General features: G+C 71.1%; 14 protein-coding genes. 2 read left to right on the forward strand and 12 right to left on the reverse strand.

Features of this window, described 5'->3' with window-relative positions:
* Window positions 1–48: 48 nt before the first annotated feature.
* The 10 genes from fxsT to ACWD4O_RS19940 all read right to left on the reverse strand — a co-directional run bounded on the left by fxsT (window position 49) and on the right by ACWD4O_RS19940 (window position 17,314).
* Window positions 49–4,275: an FxSxx-COOH system tetratricopeptide repeat protein gene (fxsT, locus tag ACWD4O_RS19895; RefSeq protein WP_451281398.1), complete on the reverse strand. Its 4,227-nt coding sequence runs from the start codon at window positions 4,273–4,275 to the stop codon at window positions 49–51.
* Complete coding sequence (locus ACWD4O_RS19900) at window positions 4,276–5,334, reverse strand: AAA family ATPase (protein WP_451281400.1); 1,059 nt, start codon at window positions 5,332–5,334, stop codon at window positions 4,276–4,278. It abuts the gene before it with no gap.
* Window positions 5,331–6,911: a VMAP-C domain-containing protein gene (locus ACWD4O_RS19905; protein ID WP_451281402.1), complete on the reverse strand. Its 1,581-nt coding sequence runs from the start codon at window positions 6,909–6,911 to the stop codon at window positions 5,331–5,333. Before ACWD4O_RS19905 ends, ACWD4O_RS19900 begins: the two co-directional genes overlap by 4 nt.
* A 114-nt stretch (window positions 6,912–7,025) precedes the next feature.
* Window positions 7,026–10,442 (reverse strand): SAV_2336 N-terminal domain-related protein, encoded by a 3,417-nt coding sequence (locus ACWD4O_RS19910; protein WP_451281403.1) that lies wholly within the window; start codon window positions 10,440–10,442, stop codon window positions 7,026–7,028.
* Complete coding sequence (locus tag ACWD4O_RS19915; protein WP_451281405.1) at window positions 10,414–11,379, reverse strand: AAA family ATPase; 966 nt, start codon at window positions 11,377–11,379, stop codon at window positions 10,414–10,416. Before ACWD4O_RS19915 ends, ACWD4O_RS19910 begins: the two co-directional genes overlap by 29 nt.
* A complete protein-coding gene (locus ACWD4O_RS19920) occupies window positions 11,376–13,406 on the reverse strand; it encodes a VMAP-C domain-containing protein (RefSeq protein WP_451281407.1) in 2,031 nt (676 codons plus the stop codon). The genes ACWD4O_RS19915 and ACWD4O_RS19920 overlap by 4 nt, the downstream gene beginning before the upstream one ends.
* Window positions 13,407–13,408: 2 nt before the next feature.
* A complete protein-coding gene (locus ACWD4O_RS19925) occupies window positions 13,409–13,804 on the reverse strand; it encodes a CU044_2847 family protein (protein WP_451281409.1) in 396 nt (131 codons plus the stop codon).
* 54 nt (window positions 13,805–13,858) lie between these two features.
* On the reverse strand, window positions 13,859–15,313 hold the full coding sequence (locus tag ACWD4O_RS19930) for a WGR domain-containing protein (RefSeq protein ID WP_451281411.1): 1,455 nt from the start codon (window positions 15,311–15,313) through the stop codon (window positions 13,859–13,861).
* 102 nt (window positions 15,314–15,415) lie between these two features.
* A complete protein-coding gene (locus tag ACWD4O_RS19935; protein WP_451281412.1) occupies window positions 15,416–16,405 on the reverse strand; it encodes an MASE1 domain-containing protein in 990 nt (329 codons plus the stop codon).
* Window positions 16,406–16,465: 60 nt separating this feature from the next.
* Window positions 16,466–17,314, reverse strand: a complete 849-nt coding sequence (locus ACWD4O_RS19940) for a PP2C family protein-serine/threonine phosphatase (RefSeq protein WP_451281414.1) — start codon at window positions 17,312–17,314, stop codon at window positions 16,466–16,468.
* 194 nt (window positions 17,315–17,508) lie between these two features.
* Here ACWD4O_RS19940 and ACWD4O_RS19945 point away from each other — a divergent pair, with 194 nt between their 5' ends.
* Window positions 17,509–18,669 carry a tyrosine/phenylalanine carboxypeptidase domain-containing protein gene (locus tag ACWD4O_RS19945; RefSeq protein WP_451281416.1) on the forward strand — a complete coding sequence of 387 codons (1,161 nt, stop codon included), beginning with the start codon at window positions 17,509–17,511 and terminating at the stop codon, window positions 18,667–18,669.
* A 17-nt stretch (window positions 18,670–18,686) separates the two neighbouring features.
* Here the strand turns inward: ACWD4O_RS19945 and ACWD4O_RS19950 are convergent, their stop codons facing one another.
* Entirely contained in the window at window positions 18,687–19,424 is a 738-nt protein-coding gene (locus ACWD4O_RS19950; RefSeq protein WP_451281418.1) for a hypothetical protein, read from the reverse strand.
* A gap of 115 nt (window positions 19,425–19,539) precedes the next feature.
* Window positions 19,540–20,364, reverse strand: coding sequence for an ABC transporter ATP-binding protein (locus ACWD4O_RS19955; protein ID WP_451281420.1), 825 nt, complete (start codon window positions 20,362–20,364; stop codon window positions 19,540–19,542).
* A 182-nt stretch (window positions 20,365–20,546) separates the two neighbouring features.
* Between ACWD4O_RS19955 and ACWD4O_RS19960 the strand changes: the two genes are divergently transcribed.
* Entirely contained in the window at window positions 20,547–21,758 is a 1,212-nt protein-coding gene (locus ACWD4O_RS19960; protein WP_451281422.1) for an RNA-guided endonuclease InsQ/TnpB family protein, read from the forward strand.
* Window positions 21,759–21,760 lie beyond the last annotated feature (2 nt).

The raw sequence follows: 21,760 nt of genomic DNA on the forward strand, positions 1-21,760 counted from the left end.
CGGCATTGGTCAGGCGTCAGCGCGCTGAAGGCCTGCGTCCCGATGTCGTCACAGCGGGACGTAGGCCAGATCGCATTCGACGCGTCGCCGCTGCCGGGCCGCAGAGAGCCACGGGTGGTCCGCCCCGACCACGGCGGTGAGCCCCTCCACGGCCGTTCGTTGGAGTGCGTCGGCCTCGGCTCCCTCGCCCAGTCCCCGGAGGTCGAGGGCGAGGTTGGCGGTGCAGGCCAGCGTCAGCGGGTGCCGTGCGCCGAGTGTCTCGGACAGCAGCGGCAGGTGGGTCTCGTCGATCTCGCGTGCCCGCTCGAAGTCCAGTCCCGCGTATGCCGTGTTGGCCCTGCCGATCGCAACGGTCAGCGCCGTCGGGTGGCGGGGGCCGACCGTCTCGTCCAGCCGGTGCGTGACGTCGTCCTCCAGCTCCCGCGCCTCGTCGAGGAGGCCGAACGCCCGCTGGGCGGCGGCGAGGTTGGCCTTCGCCGCAAGGGTGCAGAGGTGATCCTCCCCCAGGTGTGCGACGAGACGGCCCACGGTGTTCTCGTTCAGCTGACGAGACCATTCCACATCCCGGGCCAGACGACCGTCGACGGCCGCGTTGACCGCGGCCGCGAGCGATTCGAGGTGGTCGGATCCATAGCGGGACGTGCACTGCCACAGTGTCTCCTCGGAGAGCGCGGCGGCTTCGGGGAGCGCCCCGTCCCACCGTCGGCAGACCGTGAGATTGACGGCGAGGCGCAGCGTGAGCCGGTGTTCCTCGCCCAGCTCGGACCGCGCCCGACGGTAGAGGTCCTCCTGGAGTTCGCGGGCGCCGGGGTGGTCGCCGCTCCCCCGCAAGTCGATGGCGAGCGCGTTGAGACTGTCGAGGGTGAACTCGTCGACGGGACCGAACAGCGCGTCAGCGAGGCGGGCGTTCTCCCGGGCCAGCGCCAGAGCCTCCTGGGGCCGTCCGCACAACCGCAGGTCGGCGCCCCAGCTGTGGACGGCCCGCAGCGTGACGGGGTCGTCGGTGCCGAACTCGGCGCGGGCCAGCTCGACGGCCTCCTCGCTCAGGAGCCGTGCCTCCTGGAACCGGCCCTGGTGGCGGCGCGCGTCGGCCAGCCCGCACAGGGACTCGATCAGGTCGTCGGGGTCTTCGCGGCGACGCGATACGTCGAGGGCGTTCTCCGTGAGCGGGACGGACTCCGCGATCCGGCCCGAGCGCCGCAGCAGGGAGGCGTAGGTCCTGGCCATCCGGAGGACTTCTTCGTTCTCCTCCCCGGAGGCCGAGAGCCAGGCGGTCCAGGCGTCCCGCCCGAGTGCGAGGGCGCGATCGCGGTCGCCGCAGCTTTCGAGGAACAGCACGGTCTCGTACACGAGGGCCCGCACCCCCGGGTCCGTGCTGGTCACCGCTCGGGAGAAGAGCAGGTGAGGCAGCAGCGACCAGTAGACGGGCCACTCCTGCGGCGCCGACGGACTGCCGGGCCTGGCCGCGGCGAGCAGTCGGTGGGCGGTCTCGCGCTTCCGCTCACGATGCTCGGGGGGCTGTGCCGCGAGCACGAAGGTCCCCAGCGACCCGGGCAGTCGCAGGGCGCCCTGGTCGGCGTCGACCTGCGCCAGGGAGCACTCGCTCAGGGCGCGCACCGTGCGGGAGAGCCCGGTCCGGTCGTCCGGCGGCGGTTCGCTCTGCGCGAGCATGCCGTCGACGGTTCGCGCCTGGTCCAGCAGGGCGAGCGGGACCGGTTCGGAGGCCAGGTGCGCACAGACGTCCAGCAGCCGGCGCGCGTCCGGGTGCAGTGCGTGGAGCCGCTCCAGCGCGATGTCCCAGGCCGCGGCCAGATAGTACGGGCAGCCCGTGTCCCAGCCGAGCTCGTGGACGGCAGCGCCTCGTTCGTCGAGCAGGGCGAGATACTCGTCGGCCGGACTCCCGGTGAGCCGGTGACAGACGCCCGCCTGCTGCACGGCGAGCGGCACGTCGTCCAGGGCATCGGCGAGCCGGTCGGCATCGTCCGCCCCGAGAGCGGGTGACAGCTTCCGAAGCAGTTCGACCGACTCCTCGCGCTCGAAGAAGTCCAGCCGCACCGTGGCGGCCACCCGCTCCCAGCCGGGATGGCGCGAGGTGACGAGGACCTTCCCGGATCCGCCGAGGGGAAGATACCGGCGTACCGAGTCGATGTCATCGGCGCCGTCCAGGACCAACAGCCATCTGTCGTACGGCGCGCGGGCGCGCAGCGCCTCGAGAACGGCGGGAACGGCCCAGTCGACGGCGTGGACCGCACCGGCCGCGCGGCCGAGGCCCAGCGGGTCCGCGAGGCGTGCGAGGGTCGCCAGGATCAGGCTGTCCAGGTCGGCGGGGATCCAGCACACGAGGTCGTAGTCGTCCGCGTGCCGGTGGACGTACTCGAGCGCCAGCTCGGAGGCGCCCACCCCAACGGAGTGGAGCGGCTGAGGCGGCAGCACACATACGACGTCCCTGACCGCGAGCGCGTCCTCCAGCGCACGGAGCTGGGACGTCCGGCCCACGAACGATCCGTTCCGCGAGGGAACGTTCACCAGGACGGCAGGCGCGTCCGGCCCCTTCGCGGAGCTGCCCGACGACGCCTCGACGGCGGTTTCGGGCGCTGCGGCGAGCCCAGGGGCCGACATGAGCTGCGAGCTGTCCTGTACCGATGACGGACTGCTGACCGTCCCCACGAAGTCGGAGACACCTGTGGCCTCGATCAGCCGGGCGCGCTGCGAGTACGGGCCTGAAAGGGCGCGCATCACTGCCAGTTCGGTCCGCATCCATGCCCGGTCGCTCGGATCGGGCAGTCTGGTCCCCGCCGGGTCGCGCAGCGCCGCGCGCAGGGCGACGCCGTGCTCGCCCGCCGCGGGCAGTTCCCCGAGAAGCAGGACGACCGAGGTCAGTTGGGTGCGCGTCGTCGTGGCCAGGAGCGCTTCGCGGACGCCGTCGGCGAACTCGGCGTGCCGCACCTCGGTCTGGTCCCAGTCGATCAGCCCGCCCATCAGAATCTCGGCGAGGTGTTCCGCTCCGGTGTCCGGCATCGTCCGGTCGCGCAGCTGCCGCACGAGGTCGAACTCGAAAGGAGCGGCCGCGAGGTGTGTGGCGAGCCGGCGGGCCGCGGGGGTGGCCAGGTTGAAGAAGCGGCGCACGGCGACGGCCGCGGCCTGCGGCGGCCGAGGGGGGCGCAGTCCGAGCGCGGGCGTGCCCCGGCTCAGCGTCCCTGCCAGCACGGCGGGCAGCTGACGGCGTACGCCACGCCCTCCGACGACGAGATCGGCCCAGGCGGCGAGGGAACCGGACTTGAAGGACAGCACGGGAACGACTGTGGCTTCGCCGTCGGTCTCCGGCAGGGGCCGCAGCGGGTCCTGCATGCTCGACGGCTGTCTGTAGCCGAGATTGCGGTTGGGCGCGCCGAACCCCCCTGACTCCAGTTCCAGGACATGGGGGTGCAGAGAGGAGCGATGCCTCATGTGGGGTGGCAGCAGGTGGACCAGAGCGGTGGGGCCCGCGCCGCCGAGGCGGCCGAGCAGGATGTCGGCGGCCGCTGCGGCCCAGCCGTGCCCGAGACCGTCGGTGACAACGAGGAAGAGTCGGTCTCCTCTCCCTCCGAGGATCTCGGTCAGGCCCGCGGTGCCCCCTGCCGCGCTCCAGCGCAGCCTCGGCACGCCGACGCCGTCGTGCGGCATCTCCAGCCGGGCGGTGCGGACGGACCGGAAGGCCCCGCTGTGCTCGGCAGCGGTCCCGAGCGCGGCCGTCTCGTCGCGCCAGACAGCCATCGTGGGACTGTCGTCGACGAGGACGACCAGATCGAAGGCTTTGGTGTCGGCGGGCCTCAGATACGGCATCCAGAAGGAGTCGACGACCAGCCGTTCGGCGGTGAGCTCCTCGTCGAGCAGCATGGCCCTGCTGGACGGCACCCGCTTCGCGAGCCGGTGCAGGGCGCGGGCCAGTTGCGCGGAGTGGGCCCCCTGCCCGCGTGCGTGCGGCCGGGTCTCGGGCGGCACGAACGGCCCGGTGTATGCCTCTGGCGCGGCTTCCGGACCGGGGGCCGACATGCTCAGCCCGGCGACGGGACGAGGTCCCCCGTCGGTCGGCCCCTCCCGCTCGGCGGGCGGCGGAGGCAGGAACGAGGGCCTCGCGTCCGCCAGGTCCTCGTCGTCCGCCGGCACGGGCTCACCCAGGGCGGTGCGCCCCGTGCCGATCCGGTGGGCCGCCAGCCAGACGGCGTCGGCCACGTCCTCCCAGCGCGGGGAGACGTCCTCCGCTCCCGGCGCGCGCTCCCGTGGCAGGCCGTCCACTCAGCGGCCCTTCGCCAGGTCGCGCAGCAGCAGCTCGACGAGCCGACGTCCCTCACCGTCGGCCTGGAAACCACCGTCCGTGGTCATTTGCACGGCGTTGAGCAGCTGGTCGAGCGAGTGCGTCCCGCCCGACGCGATCCGTTGCATGAAGTCGTCGACCAGACCCCGTGTCCCCGACGGCAGTGTCCTGAGGTGGTTCGCCACCATGGTGATCAGCTGTTCCCGGGAGGGGAGCCGCATCTCCAGGGGCAGACAGCGCCTGCGGAAGGCCGCCGGGAACTCCCGCTCGCCGTTGCTGGTGATCACCACGACGGGGAACTCCATGCACTCCACCCGCCCGTGGCGCACCGTTGCCGACAGCCCGGGATCGCTGGTGTGCACGCGCGCGCTGTCAGCCCTGTCGCGGATCAGCTCGGGGACGTCGTAACTGCCGTTCTCCAATACGTGCAACAGGTCGTTGGGCAGGTCGACGTCGCTCTTGTCGAGCTCGTCGACGAGCAGAACCCGAGGTCGCTCGAACGGCAGCAGCGCGGTCCCCAGCGAGCCGAGGGTGATGAAGTCGCCCAGGACCGGCGGCCCCTGATCGTCGTCGCCGTCCTCCGGCCGGGGCCCCGGCTGCGCCGCCCGGAGGGCCTGCCGAGCGGCGATGGCCTGCGCACGGCCCAGGGCATCGTAGACGTACAGGCCGTCACGCAGCGCGGTGCGGCTGACGATGTTCCACTCCAGTACGCGCCCCAGTCCCAGTTCACGGGAGATCAGGTAGGCGAGGGTGGACTTGCCGACGCCGGGCGGACCGGTGACGAGCAGGGGTCGGCGCAGCACGAGGGCGGCGTTGACGACGTCGACGGTGTCCTCGTCGAGCTGCGGCACGGCGGTCACGGACCCGAGACGGCGGCGTGCGGCCGCCTCGTCGCCAGGCGGCGCGGGCAGGGCCGGACCACCGCGGAAACTGCGCCAGGGCGGGGCCTGCGGCAGGGGCCGGGGCGGCCCGTCCGGAGCGATGCCGGTGGCGTGGAACACCCGCCAGTCCGGTCCGTCTCCCGGTGTGGTCCCGCTCATGTCCCGCTCTCCTCGTTGTCGATGGTGCCGATGACGTCCGTGTCGATGTCCGTATCGACGTCCGTCCCGATGACTGGGTGGTCCTGCTCGATGTCGACGAGTCGAGTGGGATCGTCCCAGAAGAAGGCGATGTGCCGGCCCAGCAAGTGCGGGCCGCTTCGCTGGAGTTCGGCCGTTCTCCGCAGCCTGTGTATGGCGAAGGGCAGTCGGTCGGCGGTCGGTACAGCGGCGAGGACCGCCGTCACGACTTCCCGGCGCTCCTCCAGGAGCGCGCCTCGCCGGTCCCACAGAGCGAGCCCGATCCCCTGCGCGATGGCCGCCTTCAGGGCCTCCGTCGCCGCGCCCCCGACGGGCGGCGTTTCGAGCACGGCCGCCGTGTACGTGGGCTCGGTCGCGAGAGCGGACTGCCAGGCGTCCGGTCGTTGCCCGTCGGTGTCCCGCCAGTCGTGCACCGTGATCCCGTGCTCCCGCAGCGCCCTCCACCGCTCCTGCCACCGGGCCCTGACCCGTGCGTCGTCGGCACGCATCCGCTCCAGACTTCGCAGGTGCACCCCGTACCTCAACCCCAGGGGCAGCGGCCCCCCCTCTCCGGACCGGGCCGTCAGGCCGGCCAGGTCGTGGTTGAGCAGGTCGTAGGGGAGGACGAACTCGACGTACGCAGGTGCCTCGGATCCGGTGGTCGCCGGTGCGTCCGGCTGGTGCGCGAGCCTGGCCAGCTGTCGCAGAACCCGATCCAGGGCCGTCCCGAGGTCGTCGAGGGTGGTCGTCACGGGCTCGTCGGGCAGGGGGTCCCAGCGACCGGGGACCGTGTTGAGCCAGGGCCGGACGACGACCTCTCCGGATCCGTCGTGGGTGGGTTCCACGACCACGACGAGACACCTCGGGACGGAGGGGTCGGTTGCCGTGCGGGCCCGGACGCGGGCGGCCCGGCGCTCTTCGAGCTGCGCGAGCAGCCCGGCCTGTCCCGCCCAGTCCTGCACCCAGGCGGACAGGGCCGCTCGACGCCCGGGTATCCGGACCGACCCGGCAGCGAGGTCCATGAGCAGCACGGCGGGCGGCAGACCGTCCGGCTGTGCGTTCAACTCCATTACATGGGTGAAGAGTTGCACGGGAGTGAGGCCTGAGGGGAGGTCGATGCGGAGCTCTTCCGCGAGCCGGTCGCGCAGTTCGGTCCCCGGCAGCCAGTCCGCCACGTCGGCAAGGAGCACGAGCGCCGTACTCGTCTCCCGCGGGGACAACGGACCGGGCAACTCCGGTGCCAGGCCTTTCGGAACGGCCCAGGGCGCGAACAGGCGCTCAAGGCCGTCGGCTGCCGCGGGTCCTTCGAAGATCCGCACCACGTCGAGGAGAACCCGCTCTCCCCCCGGCACGTTCAGCGCGGCCCGCACCAGGGTGACGACGTCCTCACGCATTCGCACGCCCCGAACGTCGCAGGGGACGCCCAGCTGATCGCCGAGCACGCCGGCGAAGGTGAGACGCCCGGCCGACTCGTGCATGCACGACAACTCGCACAGCGCTTCGGTCAGCCGGAACAGCCGCGCCATGCCGCTGCTCGACTCCCGCTGGAACTGCCCCATTCCGCCGACGACTTCACCGACCTTCCCCGCCGAGCCGGTACCCCTGCTCGGCGAGTGAAGCTAGCACGCCGGCCGCGAGCCCAGCAGGTGGCTTGCCGACATCCCGCACGACGCTCACACCGCCCCCCGGCGCCGCCGCAGGGCCTCGGACTGGCCCACGTTCTCGGCCCAGGTCCCGGCCCAACGGGCCAGCGCGATCCGGTGCTCCGACGATGACACGAGCCGGGACGCGTGCTCGACGAGCAGCACGGCCGGGGGCAGGCCGTCCGGCTGTGCGTTGCGGTGCAGGAGCCAGGCAAAGAGCGCTTCGAGCGGGAGACCGGCGGGCAGTTCGAGGCCGTTCAGATCGTCGGTGAGCGCGTCGCGCAGACCGCTGACGGAGAGTTCGGCCGCCGCGGCCCTCAGGAGGGTCAGAGCCGCGTCCTCCTCCGCGGCCGACAGCACACCGGGCACGGGAAACCCCGGCCCGGCGGTGACCAGTCGCGCCAACTCGTCGGCCGCCTGGCCTCCTTCGAGAATCCGTACCACATCAACCAGCACCTGCTCCCCGCCCGGCACCTTCAGCGCGGCTCGCACCAGAACGACGACGTCCTCACGGCGTCCGGCGCCCCGGATCTCGATCATCTGGTCCAGCTCGTCCCCGAGGAGATCGCCGAACTGCCTACGTCCCGGCAGATCCGCCACGCACTCCAGCTCCTCCACAGCGTCGACCAGCCGCTGTGCACGTGCGGCGGGCCGACCCCCCGGGGACACGACGGGGACGACGTACACAGCGACCTGCGCCGCCAACTCCTCGGCTGCCGGGCCTCCTTCGAGAATCCGGGCCACCTCGACCAGTATGTGTTCCCCACCAGGCACCTGCAGCGCAGCGCGTACCAGGGCAACGGCGTCTTCGCCCTGCCTGACGCCCCGAATCTCGATCGTTCGGGACAGTTCCTCGCCGAGGATCCTGGCGAACACCAGCCGCCCCTCCCGATCCTGTACACACGCCAGCCCGCCCACGGCTTTGGCCAACCGAGTCACATGCCTGAACCGCGCGTGTTCGAGGGTCCCCAGGCGCCCGGCCTCGATGACCTCGCCCGCGTCCATGCCGCACTGCGCCCACCCGATCCCGAAACCGGCCCCGACCCGAACGGCCCGGCCCTCGACATGAATCGGCTCGATGATGTCCTGCCGCAGCCGCCCGGTGAGAGACGCGGCGTCGACCAGGCCCTGCTCTCCCACGAGGATCACGAAGGCGGCCTCGGCGACGCGGGCCACGGTGTCGTCGCCCCGTACGGCGTCGCGCAGCCGACGGGCCACCTCGGCGAGGACGGCGTCGCCGGCGTCGTGCCCGAATCTGTGGATGACGCTCTCGAAGCCGTCGAGGGTGCAGTACAGCACGGCCAACGCATACCGATCGACCTCGGGATCCTCCGAGGGCACGCGAATGTGCCGATGGTCTGTGGTGTCGTCGGACTGTGGGTCGGCGCACAGCAGACCGGAGAGCTGTTCGCGGAGGGTACGGCCGTCACGCAGACCGGTGACGGGGTCGTGGCGGGCCAGGTAGGCGGGCGTCAGATCCCGTGAGGCGGCCGTTCTCCACGTCCCGACGTCCATGCGTGTGGTCACCAGCACCCGGCCGCGGGTCGCCCCCATCCGGTCGACGAGCCGCTCGACGTCACGTTCGTCCGTGACGTGATCGAGGACGAGCAGCCATCCGCCCCGGGCTGCGAGCCACTGCAGGGTCGCCTCCTCGGCGTCCATGCCCTCCGGTGGAAAGGAGAGACCCCGAAACGCGGTCTCCCCCAGGCTCGCGATGCCCCTCGCCCTGGTTCGTTCGGAACTCGCGTCGACCCACCACACCATTTCGTAGTCGTTGAGATACCTGTGCGCGTACTCCAGCGCGACGGTGGTCTTGTCCGAGCCCGCAGGTCCGCACAACGCCACGGGCACGCGGGCTCCGCGCCCCAGGGTCCGTTCCACCCATGCCACGTCCTTCTCGTGAGCGGTCAGGCGGCGAAAGACTCGACGATCGGGCAGGTTGTGGATGCGCAACCACGGCAGCCGCAGCTGAGCCGCCGTCACCGGCCACAGTTCCGCGAGCGGTGCGCCTCCTCTCGGCAGCGTCAGCGTCCCCGTCCGGTCCGCGATGACCGCGGGGAAGTCCGGTGTGCGGCCGAGGCGCGGGACGATGTAGTCGTTCACCGCGTCGACCGTGCGGTTCGCCGAGCCGGCGGTGACCACCGTGCGCAGCACACCGCGCACGTCCGGTGCGAAGACGAAGACATCCTGGTCCTCCAGCGGTTCGCCCACGTGCATGAGGCCGCTCAGCAAGACCTCCGCCAGACAGACCGGGCTGCTGTCGGGCAGGGCGGCGGCCTGGACGAGCCGCATGACGGGAAGCGTCAGCGGATCGACGGCGGCCAGGTGGCCGGCCAGTTCGTAGGCGTGCGGCGAGGCCGTCGCCCGGAAGGTCCGGACGCGTGCGGCGACGGTGTCCGGCTCACCGGTGACGCCCTCGTCGAGGGGCACGGTTTCGGGAAGGCGACCGGCGTCGACAACGCGCAGGGCGGCCACTGCGCCGTGGGACGCGATCAGGTCGGCCCAGGAACGCAGGCTCGGCTCGTCCAGTTCGAGGACGGGCACGGGCAGGCCGGGTCGCAGACTCTCCGCCGCCGGCAGCCAGGGGTCGTCCGCGGCGAGCAGGCTGTTGGGCGGGGCCGGACCCGTCGTCCGCACGATCATGGGCTCCGCCGCCAGCCCGGTGCCGCTCCACAAGCGGGTCGGGAACAGGTGGAGCACGGCCGTCGGGGCTCTGCGGGCCAGCGCGGCCAGCCGCTCGTGGGCGGCACCGGTGTACCAGTGGTCGCCGACGCCGTCGGTCAGGGCCAGCACAGCGGTCCGGTCGCCGGTGAGGGGGTCCGCCGCGTCGAGTGGACTCACGTGTACGGAGCGGAAGATGCCCGAGCCGGTGAGGGCGTGCACCAGTTCGCCCACGGTGTCCCGCCACACCCGCATGGACGGACCGTCGTCGACGGCGAGCACCAGGTGGAGCCAACGGTCCTCGGCCGGTCGCAGCACGGCGTCGAGGACCCCACTCTCCGCGATGGCCTCCGCGGTGGCGTTCTCGTCCAGCTCGTGGCGGTGCGCGGACGGCACCCTGCGCTTGAGCGCGCGCAGCGCCCGGACGACGCCCAGCGGATGCCTGAGGCCCCGTACTGCGGGGATGCGGAGCGGTGCGCCGGCAGCCCCGCCGACATGGGCGCCGGTCAGCGCGTAGACCGGGCGCCGGGCCGCGTCCGCAGGGGTCTTCCCCCGTCCGGAGCGCTCCGGCGGCGCGTCGGCTTCAGGCGCGGGCGGCGGTGGGCGGACGGCGTCGGACTGCGGTGCGGCTGCCGTCGCCGGACCCGGCGACTCGTGCAGGGCGAGCCACAGGAGGTCGCCGAGTTCCCGGGGGGAGAGTTCCACGCCGGCACTGCGGAGCGAGGCGTGCAGGCGGGAGACCAGGAGCTCGTCCTGCTCACCGCACTCCGCCGCTCCTGAGCTCACGCAGCACCGCCCTTCTGAGGTGCTCGGCCTCGGGGTGGACGCCCTGCCGCAGCAGATGGACGGCGTGCAACAACTGGTCGGTGGCGAGACCACCGAGGCTGCGCCGGTCGGTGAACGTCCGGATGAGCTCCAGCACCCGCGGCCACTGCTCCTCCAGCTCCCGCAGTTCCTGGGCGAAGTGCGCCCGGACGATGCCTTCGAGCTGCTGTGGGCCGGGTTCCGGCAGTTCCAGTCGGATGCAGCGGCGCAGGAAGGCCGCCGGGAACTCCCGTTCGCCGTTGCTGGTGATCACGACGAAGGGAAAATCCCGGCAACGGACGGTGCCCTGCCGCACCCGCACCTTCGCCTGTGAACCCTGCACATGGACATCGATCTCCGCCTGCTCCTCGGGCAGCCGGGCGAGTTCGGGGACGGTGAACTCGCCTTCCTCCAACACGAAGAGCAGGTCGTTGGGCAGATCCAGGTCGCTCTTGTCGAGCTCGTCGATCAGGAGCAGTCGCGGTCGCCCCTCGTGCCGGGTGGCCAACGCGGTTCCCAGGGGCCCCAGGCGGACGAAGCTGCCGATGTCGTCGGTGCCGTCCTGCCGCTCCCGCAGCCGTCCGATGGCGTCGTAGCGGTACAGCGCGTCGGTGAGGTTGGCGCGCGTGTTGACCGGCCAGACCAGGACCGGTCCGAGCCCGAGTTCCGCCGCCACGGCGTGGGCGAGCGACGACTTGCCGGTGCCGGGCGCGCCGGTGACCAGGAGGGGGCGGCGCAGCCGCAGGGCGGCGTTGACCACCTCCACCTGTTTCTCGCCGATCAGATACGGCCGCCGCGGCTCTGCTTCGCCTTCCGGTCGCGGCCGTCGCCACGGCGGCGGCTCGGGCAGCGGCACGGCATCCTCGTAGGCGCTTCCATCGCCGCGGAAGAGCCGTTCCTGCGGGCGTCCGCCGTTCACGCGACGCCTCCTTCCCGTCTCGTCGGGTGGGCCAGGCGTTGACGGGGCGGCGCCCAGCTGGGGTCCTCCCACAACAGAGCCAGATGGGCGCCCATGCGCGTGGTGTCGTGCAAGGCGGCGGCGCGCCGCCTTCTGACCTCTTCCCGCAGGCTGTGCGGCCAGTTCTGGGTGACGACGGTCCGCAGCTCGGCGGCGGTCCCGGGCCCGTGGGCGCTGCGCTGCCACAGGACCACGGGCACCCCCAGCCAACGGCACAGGACAAGCGTGGCGTCGTGCTTGTCGGGCGGACAGCAGGCGACGACGCAGGCGATCTCCTCCCGCTCCGTCAGGGTGCCGTTGGCCGCTTCCAGGTCGTGCAGCAGATACGGCTCCGCCTCGGGGTCACGCCCCTTCTCCCACCGTCTCTTCCGGGCGCCGGCCCGCCGCACGCTCTGCCCGCGCAGGACCACGACCCGGTCCAGGCCGAGCGGGCGCGGCCCGAGCGGTCCGGCGCTGGTGGGCAGCCGGTCCACGGCCAAACCGAAGAACCCCTCCTCCAGCAGGAACTCCACCCCTGACGTGTCGTCGTACTGGTCGAGGTCGTCGACGGCGTCGGTGAGATCGGCGCAGAGGTCGGCCCGGCTGCGCAGGGCGTCGCCGTCCGTCCAGGTGCTGACCTGCTGGCCGTGCTCGTCGTAGAGGCGGATGACGTAGTGGAAAGAGTCCGCGGTGGGCTCGGCCGCCCACAGCCACACGCGGAGCACCGGCTGCGAAGTCCGGGCGGACGCGCGGGACTCGGCGGACCAGCGGCACTGCCGCACCGCCTCCGGGCTGACCCCCAGGCGTGAGCTCACGCGGTCCGACCAGTCCCGCAGGGCGTCTCCGTCCTGCCGCCGGGTCGCGGCGACCTCCTCGACGACCTGGATGACGGGCGGTACGACACCGGGTTCGCCGAGGCGGTCCTCCAGGTCCTCGATCAGTGCGCCGACGCCGTGCGCGCCCGGTGTGGCGCTTGCGCCGAGCAGGGAGATGTGCGGTACGGCCAGGCGGGCCGCGGCGCGCACCTCGGGATCGGCGCCCAACCCGAGCAGCACGCCGAGTTCGTCGTACTCGGTCGGGGTGAGCAGGCGCTGGGCGCCCATCCTCACCGCCGTGTCCCGGACCCGCCGGGCGACCGCAGGATGGGCCGTGAGTGTGCTGAGCAGGACCGGGATGCCCCGCGGGTGGTGCAGGGCCGCGTCGACGAGTTCCTCGCACCGGTGGGGTGTGCGGTTCAGAGCGAGGGCGCGGCGGAGCTGCTCGGCGCATCGCTCCCGGCCGTCTCCGGGCAACTCGCTCAGGGCGTCGACCAGTTCTCCGATCCGGGCCAGGGTCCGGGGGTCGGACACCTGCGCGGCACCGGTCGGCGACACGCCGTGGGCGGCGAGCAGTCCCAGCATGACGGAGGCCCGGATGGCGTATGAGCGGCCGTTGTCGGGCTCCGCGGACACCACCATGCCTGCCACACAGCCGCGTTCGCGGTCCCACAGGGGTGCTCCGCTGTGACCGGGCTGGATCTCCAGCGGGGCGTACCCGGGGTCGAGGATGTACCAGGGGCCCATCTGGGCCTGGACGCGGACGTCCACGAGGGAGCGCTGTGCGCCGTTGGCGTACCAGGTCGTCAGCCGTCCGCCGGACGTCTCACGGACGGGCACGAGTCTGACGTCTGCCTGCCGGGGGTCGAACTTCAGCAGGGCCAGGTCGCCGGTCCACCACTGATCGCCCTCCGGCCTGGGGGCCAGCCACCCTGCCAGTTCCACCGCGTGGCGGTCGTCGCCGAGGGCCGGGAAGGAGGCGGCGACCTGGAGCATGTCCTCGGCGGTCGGTTCGACGGGAGCGAGCTTGGGCCTCCCGAGAGCCGCGTTGATCACATGGGCGCAGGTCAGCAGGAATCCGTCCGCGACGACCACTCCCGCACCCAGGCCCGCGCCGGTCGCGCCTCGGGTGTGCAGGGTGCCCCATGCCCGGCGGATCCGGTCGTCCGGGTCGTCGGCGTAGTGCCGGTGCACGGTCAGACCGTCGGATCGGGGGTTTCGAGGTTCCAGGTCGCCGAGACCGTGAGGCTCGCCTCGCCCTTGTTGGCGACTATGCCGAGCGTCAGGTCGTTGCCGATCCGGACGCCGAGGTCGACGGTAAGCTGCTGAGGGCGCCGGTCCATGGCGGACACCGTGTCGTGCACCGACTGCAGGACCGGCACCAACGGCTGCAGGACCTGCCGCAGTGCGCCGCGGGCGGCCCGCGCCACCCGTCCGCCCCCGTCACCCGCTACCGGCACAAGCGGCGCGGAGCCGGGTGTCGAGGTACCGGGTGCCGCACCGCTCGTCGCGGAACCGACCAGTGGACTGGGAAAGACCTCCAGCAGCACCGTCTGGCCGTCTTCGAAGGTGAACTCCACGAACTCCCCCATGGATCCAACTATGCCATCTCCATGGCCACTTGACCGCCCCATCGATCAATCCCGCTACAGCAGCCGGCGGATCTCCCCCCGCACCCGGTAGAAGCCGCCGGCCGCTGTGTGCAGGGCGTCGACGACGTAGCGCGCCCCGGGTTCGCGTATCTCGCGCGGGAACTGGACGTTCCAGGACGTGTCGTAGCCCCCGGAGACGACGTGCACCCGGACGCGGCCGGCCTCCTGGACGCACTCGACGACGATCGCGCCGGAGGGCGCCCGGTCCAGCGTGGCCACCGCTGCGGCGGCCGTGGCCGAGGCGTAGGTCGGCAGGGCGGCGGCGAGCTTGACGTCCCGGGCCACCGGCACCGTGCCCTGCTGCGCCGCGGCGACGGCCGCCTCGCTCGCGTCCACGCACACCAGTGAGCCGTCCGTGGTCACCAGGTACAAGCGGTCGTCGCGGTACTGCATCGACAGGGCCGAGCCGCCGCCGGTGCCGAGCTTCCACAGGCGCGTGCCGTCCCGGTCGAAGCAGTAGACGGACGACGACGCGTCACCGGCGAACACGAAGCGCCCGCCCGGCGAGGTGGCGCACGAGTACACGGCGCTGTCGCAGCCGTAGGTGGCCTCGACCGTGCCGGTCGCCTTCGCCAGCCGCTGGACCACCCGGTGGGCGGTTCCCGCGTACACGGCGTCGTCCTCCTGCCAGCCGAACAGGACGCCGCCGCGGGTGGGCGTGTGCCAGATTTCGCCGCCGCCGTCGGGGGCGTAGGCGGTGACTCCCGCGTGGTGGCCGTGGTAGACGGCACGGTCGTCGGCGCGGACCATCCAGGCGTGCTCGCCCTGGCTGCGCCGGGCCCACTGGTGTTCGTCCTCGTGGTCGATGACGGTGAGCCGGCCGTCGCGGTCGGACACGTTCAGGATGCCCTCGTGGATGTCCAGCCAGAAGATGTCGACGTCGGCCGAGATGTCGTAGGCGGCGAACGGCAGCTTCGAGGACAGGTCGTAGACCTTGCCGTCGTCACAGCCGGCGTAGATCCAGAACTCGTCGGCGACCAGGCACTTCACGCCGTCCGGCAGGCTGAAGCGGGCGAGGACGCCGCCTTCGTGGTCCAGGGTGTAGACGTCGCCCGACTGGTTGCCGACCCAGCAGTGGTCGTCGTCCACATGGATGCCGAACGCCGAGGAGCCGGTGGCGAACCGCCACAGCACGGGTGCCACGGCACGCGCGGTGGAGGGCGCCGAGGCCACCTGACGGCGGGTCACCGAACGCGGGGCGCGCTGCCCGACGACGGCCGGGGCGTACCCCTTGCGGACCTTCTCCCCGACCTTCTTCGCGGCGGCGGCCCGCGCCTTCTCGGCGGTCGGGAACGTCGTCGTCTGCACCTGGCCGGTGGCGCCGATCCGCCCGTACCGCACCGTCACCACCGCGCCGTCGACGGTCACTTCGTAGAACTTGTGCGCACCGTCGCCGTCCTGCGACAGCTCCAGATACGTCGTCGACACCGTGCTGGACGCGGTAGACATGGCAGGCCCCTCCCCAGGGTGGACCCGCGGCCGTTCCGGCGGGTCCCACTGACAGAACCGTAGGCGCAGGCACTGACAATCGCCCTCGCGGCCTGCCCGCGGTCAGCTCTCGGGGTCCTTCGCCGGCCGGCCGGGCGGGGTCTCGCCGGCGGTGAGGTGTTCGAGGACCTCGACCAGTTCCTGACAGGCGCGTTCCACGGAGCGTCTGGTGTTGCGCTGCTCGGTGATCACCGCGGAGAGCAGCAGGGCGGTCAGTGCCATCGTCCCGTTGAAGGCCTGGAGCTTGATCATCACTTCGATGCGGGACAGGCGGTCGAACGGTCCGACCTCGTCCGTCGCGGCGATCGTGGCCATGACCGAGGTGAAGAGGGCGCACAGCATGCTGCCGGCGAGCTGGAACCGCAGCGCCGCCCAGATCAGCATGGGGTAGACGAGGAACAGCAGGCTGACGGGGCTGTGCGTGGCCAGCGGGACGAGGGCGACGGCGACGAGGACCAGGCCCGAGGCCTCTTTCCAGCGGGACAGCCGCAGGGGGCGCTGTATCGCGTGCAGCACGAGCAGGACCGGCGTCACGATCAGTACGCCCATCGCGTCGCCGACCCACCAGGCCAGCCAGACGGCCCAGAAGCTCTGCGGGTCGAGCCTGCCGGAGAGGACCAGGAGGCCGACGCCCACGGTCGAGCTGAGCAGCATGGCGGTGAGGGCGCCCAGGAAGACCAGGGCGAGGCCGTCCCGCAGCCGGGCGAGGTCGTTGCGGAAGCCCACCTTGCGGAGCATGAGGTACGCGCAGACGGGGGCGGCGGTGTTGCCGACCAGGTTGCCCATCACCATGGGCCGCAGCGAGGTCAGGGACATGATGACGAGGAGGGCTCCGAGGGCGATGCCCGCCCAGGTGCGGAGCCCGAAGATCAGCAGGCAGGCCACCGCCACTCCGGTGGGCGGCCAGATGGGGGTGAAGATCGCGCCTTCGACGACGAGCTCCCGCATGAGTCCCAGCCGCCCGGCCGCGTAGTAGCTGAGCGCGACGGCCAGCGTCAGGACGGCGAGGACGGCTGGTCGGCGCAGATCCGGGGTACCCACCACAGCAGCCATCAGACACCGGCGTGGCGCTGTCGGCGCGGCGAGACGCGCCGTGACGGGCCCCTTGGGGCCCTATGGCTGAACCCGGGGTATCTCCGGCCCCACCAGTCCGTCGTGGCCCACCACGAGTACGGCCGCGTCGTCCTCGTGCCCCACGCGCTCGGCGCCCTTGATCACCGCGGCGGCGAGCGAGCCAGCCGTCATGCCCGCGACGGCGGCGATGCCCGCGAGCCGTACGACCTGGTCCAGGCCCTCCTCGACGGTCAGGGTCGGGCCCTCGACGACGCCGTCCGTGAGCAGCACGAACACTCCGCCCTTGGTGAGCCGGTAGCGGGTGACCGGGTAGTCCATGCCCTCCTGGACCCCGAGGGGCGGTCCGCCCTCGTCCTCGGCGACGCCGGACTTGCCGTCGGCCGTGGCCCACACGCACGGGATATGACCGGCCCGGGCGCTCTCCAGGACCCCGGTGGCGGGGTCGAGCCGCATGAAGGTGCAGGTGGCGAAGAGGTCGCTGCCGAGGGAGAGGAGCAGGTCGTTGGTCCGGGCGAGGAGCTCGCCCGGCTCGCTGGTGACGGAGGCGAGGGCGCGCAGGCCGACCCGGACCTGGCCCATGAACGCGGTCGCCTCTATGTTGTGGCCCTGGACGTCGCCTATGGACAGGCCTATGCGTCCGTCCGGCATGGTGAAGGCGTCGTACCAGTCGCCGCCCACGTTGAGGCCGTAGCAGGCGGGCGCGTACTTCACGGCCAGCCGGAAGCCGGGGGCCACGGGCAGGTCCCTGGGCAGCATTCCGCGTTGGAGGGCGAGGGCCAGCTCGACGCGGGAGCGTTGCAGCTCCGCGCGCTCGCGCGCCTGGGCGGTCAGCGAACCGAGTCTGGCCAGCAGCTCGTCGCCGTCCTCCGTGGGGCGCTTGCGGGACATTGATCACTCCGGCGGGACGGCGGCTCGTCAGGAGGGCAGAGGGCGACCATATCGGGCAAACCTCATATTTTACCTTTACAGGATGATAGCGGCCTCGGGGCCTGGCCCGAAACGGGACCCGGAGAGGAGGATGCCCACCGCGACGGTCTTCGGTCACCGACGGCATCGATACGAACTCCGAGGGGCATCCCAGCGTGAACATATCGATCGAGAACATGCGCGACGCCGATGCTCCGGCTCGCTTGTTCGAGGCCGCCCTGAACCGGACCTCGCTCCTCAAGGCGGTACTGCCGAACGACATCGAGAGCCGACGGGAGCGATTCGTCCGCGACCTGCGGCAGGGATCTCCACGTAGTCCGGTATTCACCTACCCCGGGACGGATGCGACCCGAACCGAGCCCCTGCGGCAGATCGTCGACGATTACGGCGCGCACGACGACCCGTTGATCCGGTTGATGGCGGACGAGGCGTCGAAGCACCTCGCAAGATTCCAGGCCTGTGTGAGCCACGAAGCCGACCGCATCACCCAGGAACTGTCCGCCGAGAACGGGGTGCCCGACGAAGCGCTGCTCGCCGAAGCACTCGCATTCCTTCGCGCGAGAAAAGAACGGACGCCTCCCGAGGAGGAGCGGAGATTCTCCGCCGCGGATGTGCTGAAAGCCGTGGAGAAGACACTCTCCGCGCAGGGGCTGACCGACTGGAAACCCCAGATCCATCCGGAGATGGCCGCCCGCATGAGCGTCCGGTCAGGGAACCGGACGGTGAACATCCGCGCGGATCTGCGCCTCGGGGAGAACGAACTCGTCGGGCTCGTCACACATGAGATCGGCACCCATGTCTTTCGCTGGGAGAACGGCCACCGGGTGGCCGACGTCCTGTGCGTTCGGCTCTCCGGGGCCACCGCCACGGAAGAAGGTCTGGCCGTCTGGAACGAACAGCGGGCGACCGGCGGGAAATCGCTCGATCCGAGATTCGCCCTGCGCGTCGTCGCGGTGCACACGGCGTTGCGCGGGAGTTTTGTGGACGTCGTCCACGCCCTGCTGCCTTTCGTGCCGGTCGAAGCGGCCTTCGACGTGGCGACGCGCGTGAAACGCGGACTCATCGACACCGCCGAGCCCGGCGGCTTCGTCAAGGACCACGTGTATCTGGCCGGCTATCGCATGGTGCGGGAACACCTGGATCGGAATCCCGACGAACACGATCTCCTGATGGCCGGCAAATGGCCGCTGAACCGCCTTTCGCTGCTCCGGGACGCGGATGTCGTCTCCGAACTCGGCGACGACATCCGACGACCCGACGAGCTCTTCATCGAGCGGACGCGCGACATCGTGCGGGACCTCTCCATGACTCCGTGACCGGCCCCGCGACCGGCTCAGCGACCGGCGGGTTCATCCCCTTCGGCATGAGCGCCTCGCTCTTCGCCCACCGGAAGCGGCTCCTCCGGAAGCGGCTCCTCGTCCCCGCTCCGCACGCGCGGCACACGAGCGCCCTCCGCAGGCGCCGGCTCACTGCTCGCGAACGCCGCGGCGACTTTCTCCGTCCATTCCTGGTTCGGCACCTGCTCGTCGATGTCGAACACCCGCCCCTTCTTGAACGTTCCGAAGACGATCGAATCGGCAGGGACTTCGTACTTCATCTCGAACTGCCTGCCGATCCCGGAAAGACCGTCCCGCACGAAGCAGCGAAACCGGAAATGGGCCCGATTGGCGTTGCCGTGCGTACGCTGACCCGCGAGCAGGAGGAGATCCGCCTCCTGTCCGCCGTAGGCGATGGTGTAGGTCCCGAGCTCCTTGTCGTTGATCTTGTCCTTCTTGCGCGCGCTGATCGACATCGGGTCCGGCCGACCTCGGGGAATGAGCTTGCTCTTCGTGGCACCGCGCTCGTTCGGATAGAGGAGCGTCAACTCGAACCGAGGCTCCACGAGCGCACGTCGGGTCTTGTTGGAGATCTTGATGCTGTAGCGAAACTCCTGCTTCTCCTCTGACCACCAGACCGATATTCGAGGAGAGATGTCAATGCGCGGCCTGAGCATACGCAGACCCAGCAGCGAGAGTCCCGAGGCGGCGAGAGCGGATGCGGTCTTCTCTACGATTCCGATCAGCAGATCCATGCGGCAGCGGAGCACCTTCTACGATGACGGATCATGGATGGAGCGTGACTGAGCGCTGAAGTGTGGCACAGCACCAGGCCGCGCGGAACCCGACCCGACGCCGGTAATGAAAGGGTTACGCAATTCTGTCGGAACAGGGCAGAGTTGAGCAGTTTCGCGCATCTTCTGGAGTCGCAAGGGGCCGGGCCGCATAGGTGATGCGGACGACGCCGTCGGCATGCCGTTCCGTGTCGCCCCGCACGCCGAACACCTCGCGCAGGAGGTCCGGCGTCAGGACCTCCAACACCGGGCCGGCCGCCACCACTTCGCCCTCGTGCAGGACGACCAGGCAGTCGCAGAGGCGGGCGGCCAGGTCCAGGTCGTGCAGGACCGCCAGGGTGGTGACGCCGGTGCTGCGGATCAGGTCCAGGAGTTCGAACCGGGCGCGGATGTCGAGGTGGTTGGTGAGTTCGTCCAGGACGAGCAGTTGCGGCCGTTGGGCCAACGCCCGTGCGAGCAGGACGCGTTGGCGTTCGCCGCCGGAGAGCGTGGCATAGTCCCGGTGGGCGAAGGGGCCGACCCCGCAGCGGGCGACGGCTTCGGCCACGGCTTCGCGGTCCTCGGCGCCGTCGCGTCCCAGCAGGCCGTGGTGGGGAGTGCGGCCGAGGGCGACGATCTCGGTCACGGTCAGGCCGGTGGTGGTGCCGGCGTCCTGCAGGACGGCCGCCGTGCGGCGGGCGGCGGTGCGGGCCGGGAGCTCCCACACATCGTCACCGCCCACCCTGACCACCCCGCCGGCCGGCCGCAGCGAGCGGTAGACCGTCCGCAGCAGCGTGGACTTGCCGCTGCCGTTGGGACCCACGAGCCCGACGACATCGCCCTTGGCGGCCTCCAGGGTGACCTCACGGAGGATCGGCTTGCGGTCCAGGGTGATGTGGAGCTGGTCGACGGTCAGTTTCATCGGGGTTCCTCCGTGGATACCCCGGCCTGAAGGCCGGAGTGGGGGGTACCCCCGCTTGCGGGGGAGAACCGGACTCCTGCGGAGCGGGGCAGGGAGAACCGGATCGCCGCCAGGGCGATTCGGTGTCCGCCGGTCACCGGCCTGCACCTTGTACTCACACAGAATCCGATAGCGTGTGAAATGTGACGCAGCAGGTCAAGCGGGCGTTCAAGTACCGCTTTTACCCCACGGACGAGCAGGCGGCAGAGCTGTCGCGCACGTTCGGCTGTGTCCGCCTCGTGTACAACAAGGCGCTGGAAGAGCGCACGCAGGCCTGGTACAGCGAGCAGCGCCGCGTCTCCTACGTGCAGTCGTCCGCCGCGCTGACGGAGTGGAAGAAGACCGGGGAACTCGCCTTCCTGACGGAGGTGTCCTCCGTCCCCCTTCAGCAGGCTCTGCGCCATCTCCAGACGGCGTTCGTCAACTTCTTCGCCAGGCGCGCCAAATACCCGCGCTACAAGTCGCGGAAGAAGTCCCGCGCGTCGGCCGAGTACACCCGCAGCGCTTTCACGTGGCGTGCGGGGAAGTTGACCCTGGCGAAGATGGCGGAGCCCCTGGACATCCGCTGGTCGCGTCCTCTTCCAGAGGGTGCGGAGCCCACGACGGTGACTGTGTCCCGTGACAGCGCGGACCGTTGGTTCGTCTCGATGCTCGTCGAGGACGCCATCGCCCCGGCCCCGGCCACGAATGCGGCGGTTGGCCTGGACGCCGGGATCACCTCCCTGATCACCCTGTCCACCGGTGAGAAGATCACCAACCCGAGGCACGAGCGCCGCGACCGCGACCGCCTCGCCCGTGCCCAGCGGGAGCTGTCGCGGAAGGCGAAAGGCTCCGCCAATCGGGAGAAGGCCCGCCGCAAGGTCGCCCGCGTCCACGCTCGGGTCACCGACCGGCGCCGCGACTTCCTCCACAAGCTGTCGACTCGACTCGTACGTGAGAACCAAACGATCGTGATCGAGGACCTCACCGTCCGCAACCTGCTGAAGAACGGCAGGCTCGCCCGCGCCATCTCCGACGCGTCGTGGACGGAACTCCGGTCGATGCTGGAGTACAAGTGCGCCTGGTACGGGCGTGAACTCGTCGTGATCGACCGCTTCTTCCCCAGCAGCAAGCTGTGCGGGAACTGCGGCACGGTCCGCGGGAAACTGCCGCTGAACGTCCGCGAGTGGACGTGCGACAACTGCGGGACCGTGCACGACCGCGACGCGAACGCGGCACGCAACATCCTGGCCGCCGGGCTGGCGGCATCTGCCTGTGGAGACGGCGTAAGACCTCAACGGGAGTCCTCCCGGACGGGGCAGTCGTCGGTGAAGCAGGAAACCCAGCGAGCAACCGCTGGAATCCCCCGCATTTAGGC

This window comes from Streptomyces sp. NPDC002623, from assembly GCF_053592635.1.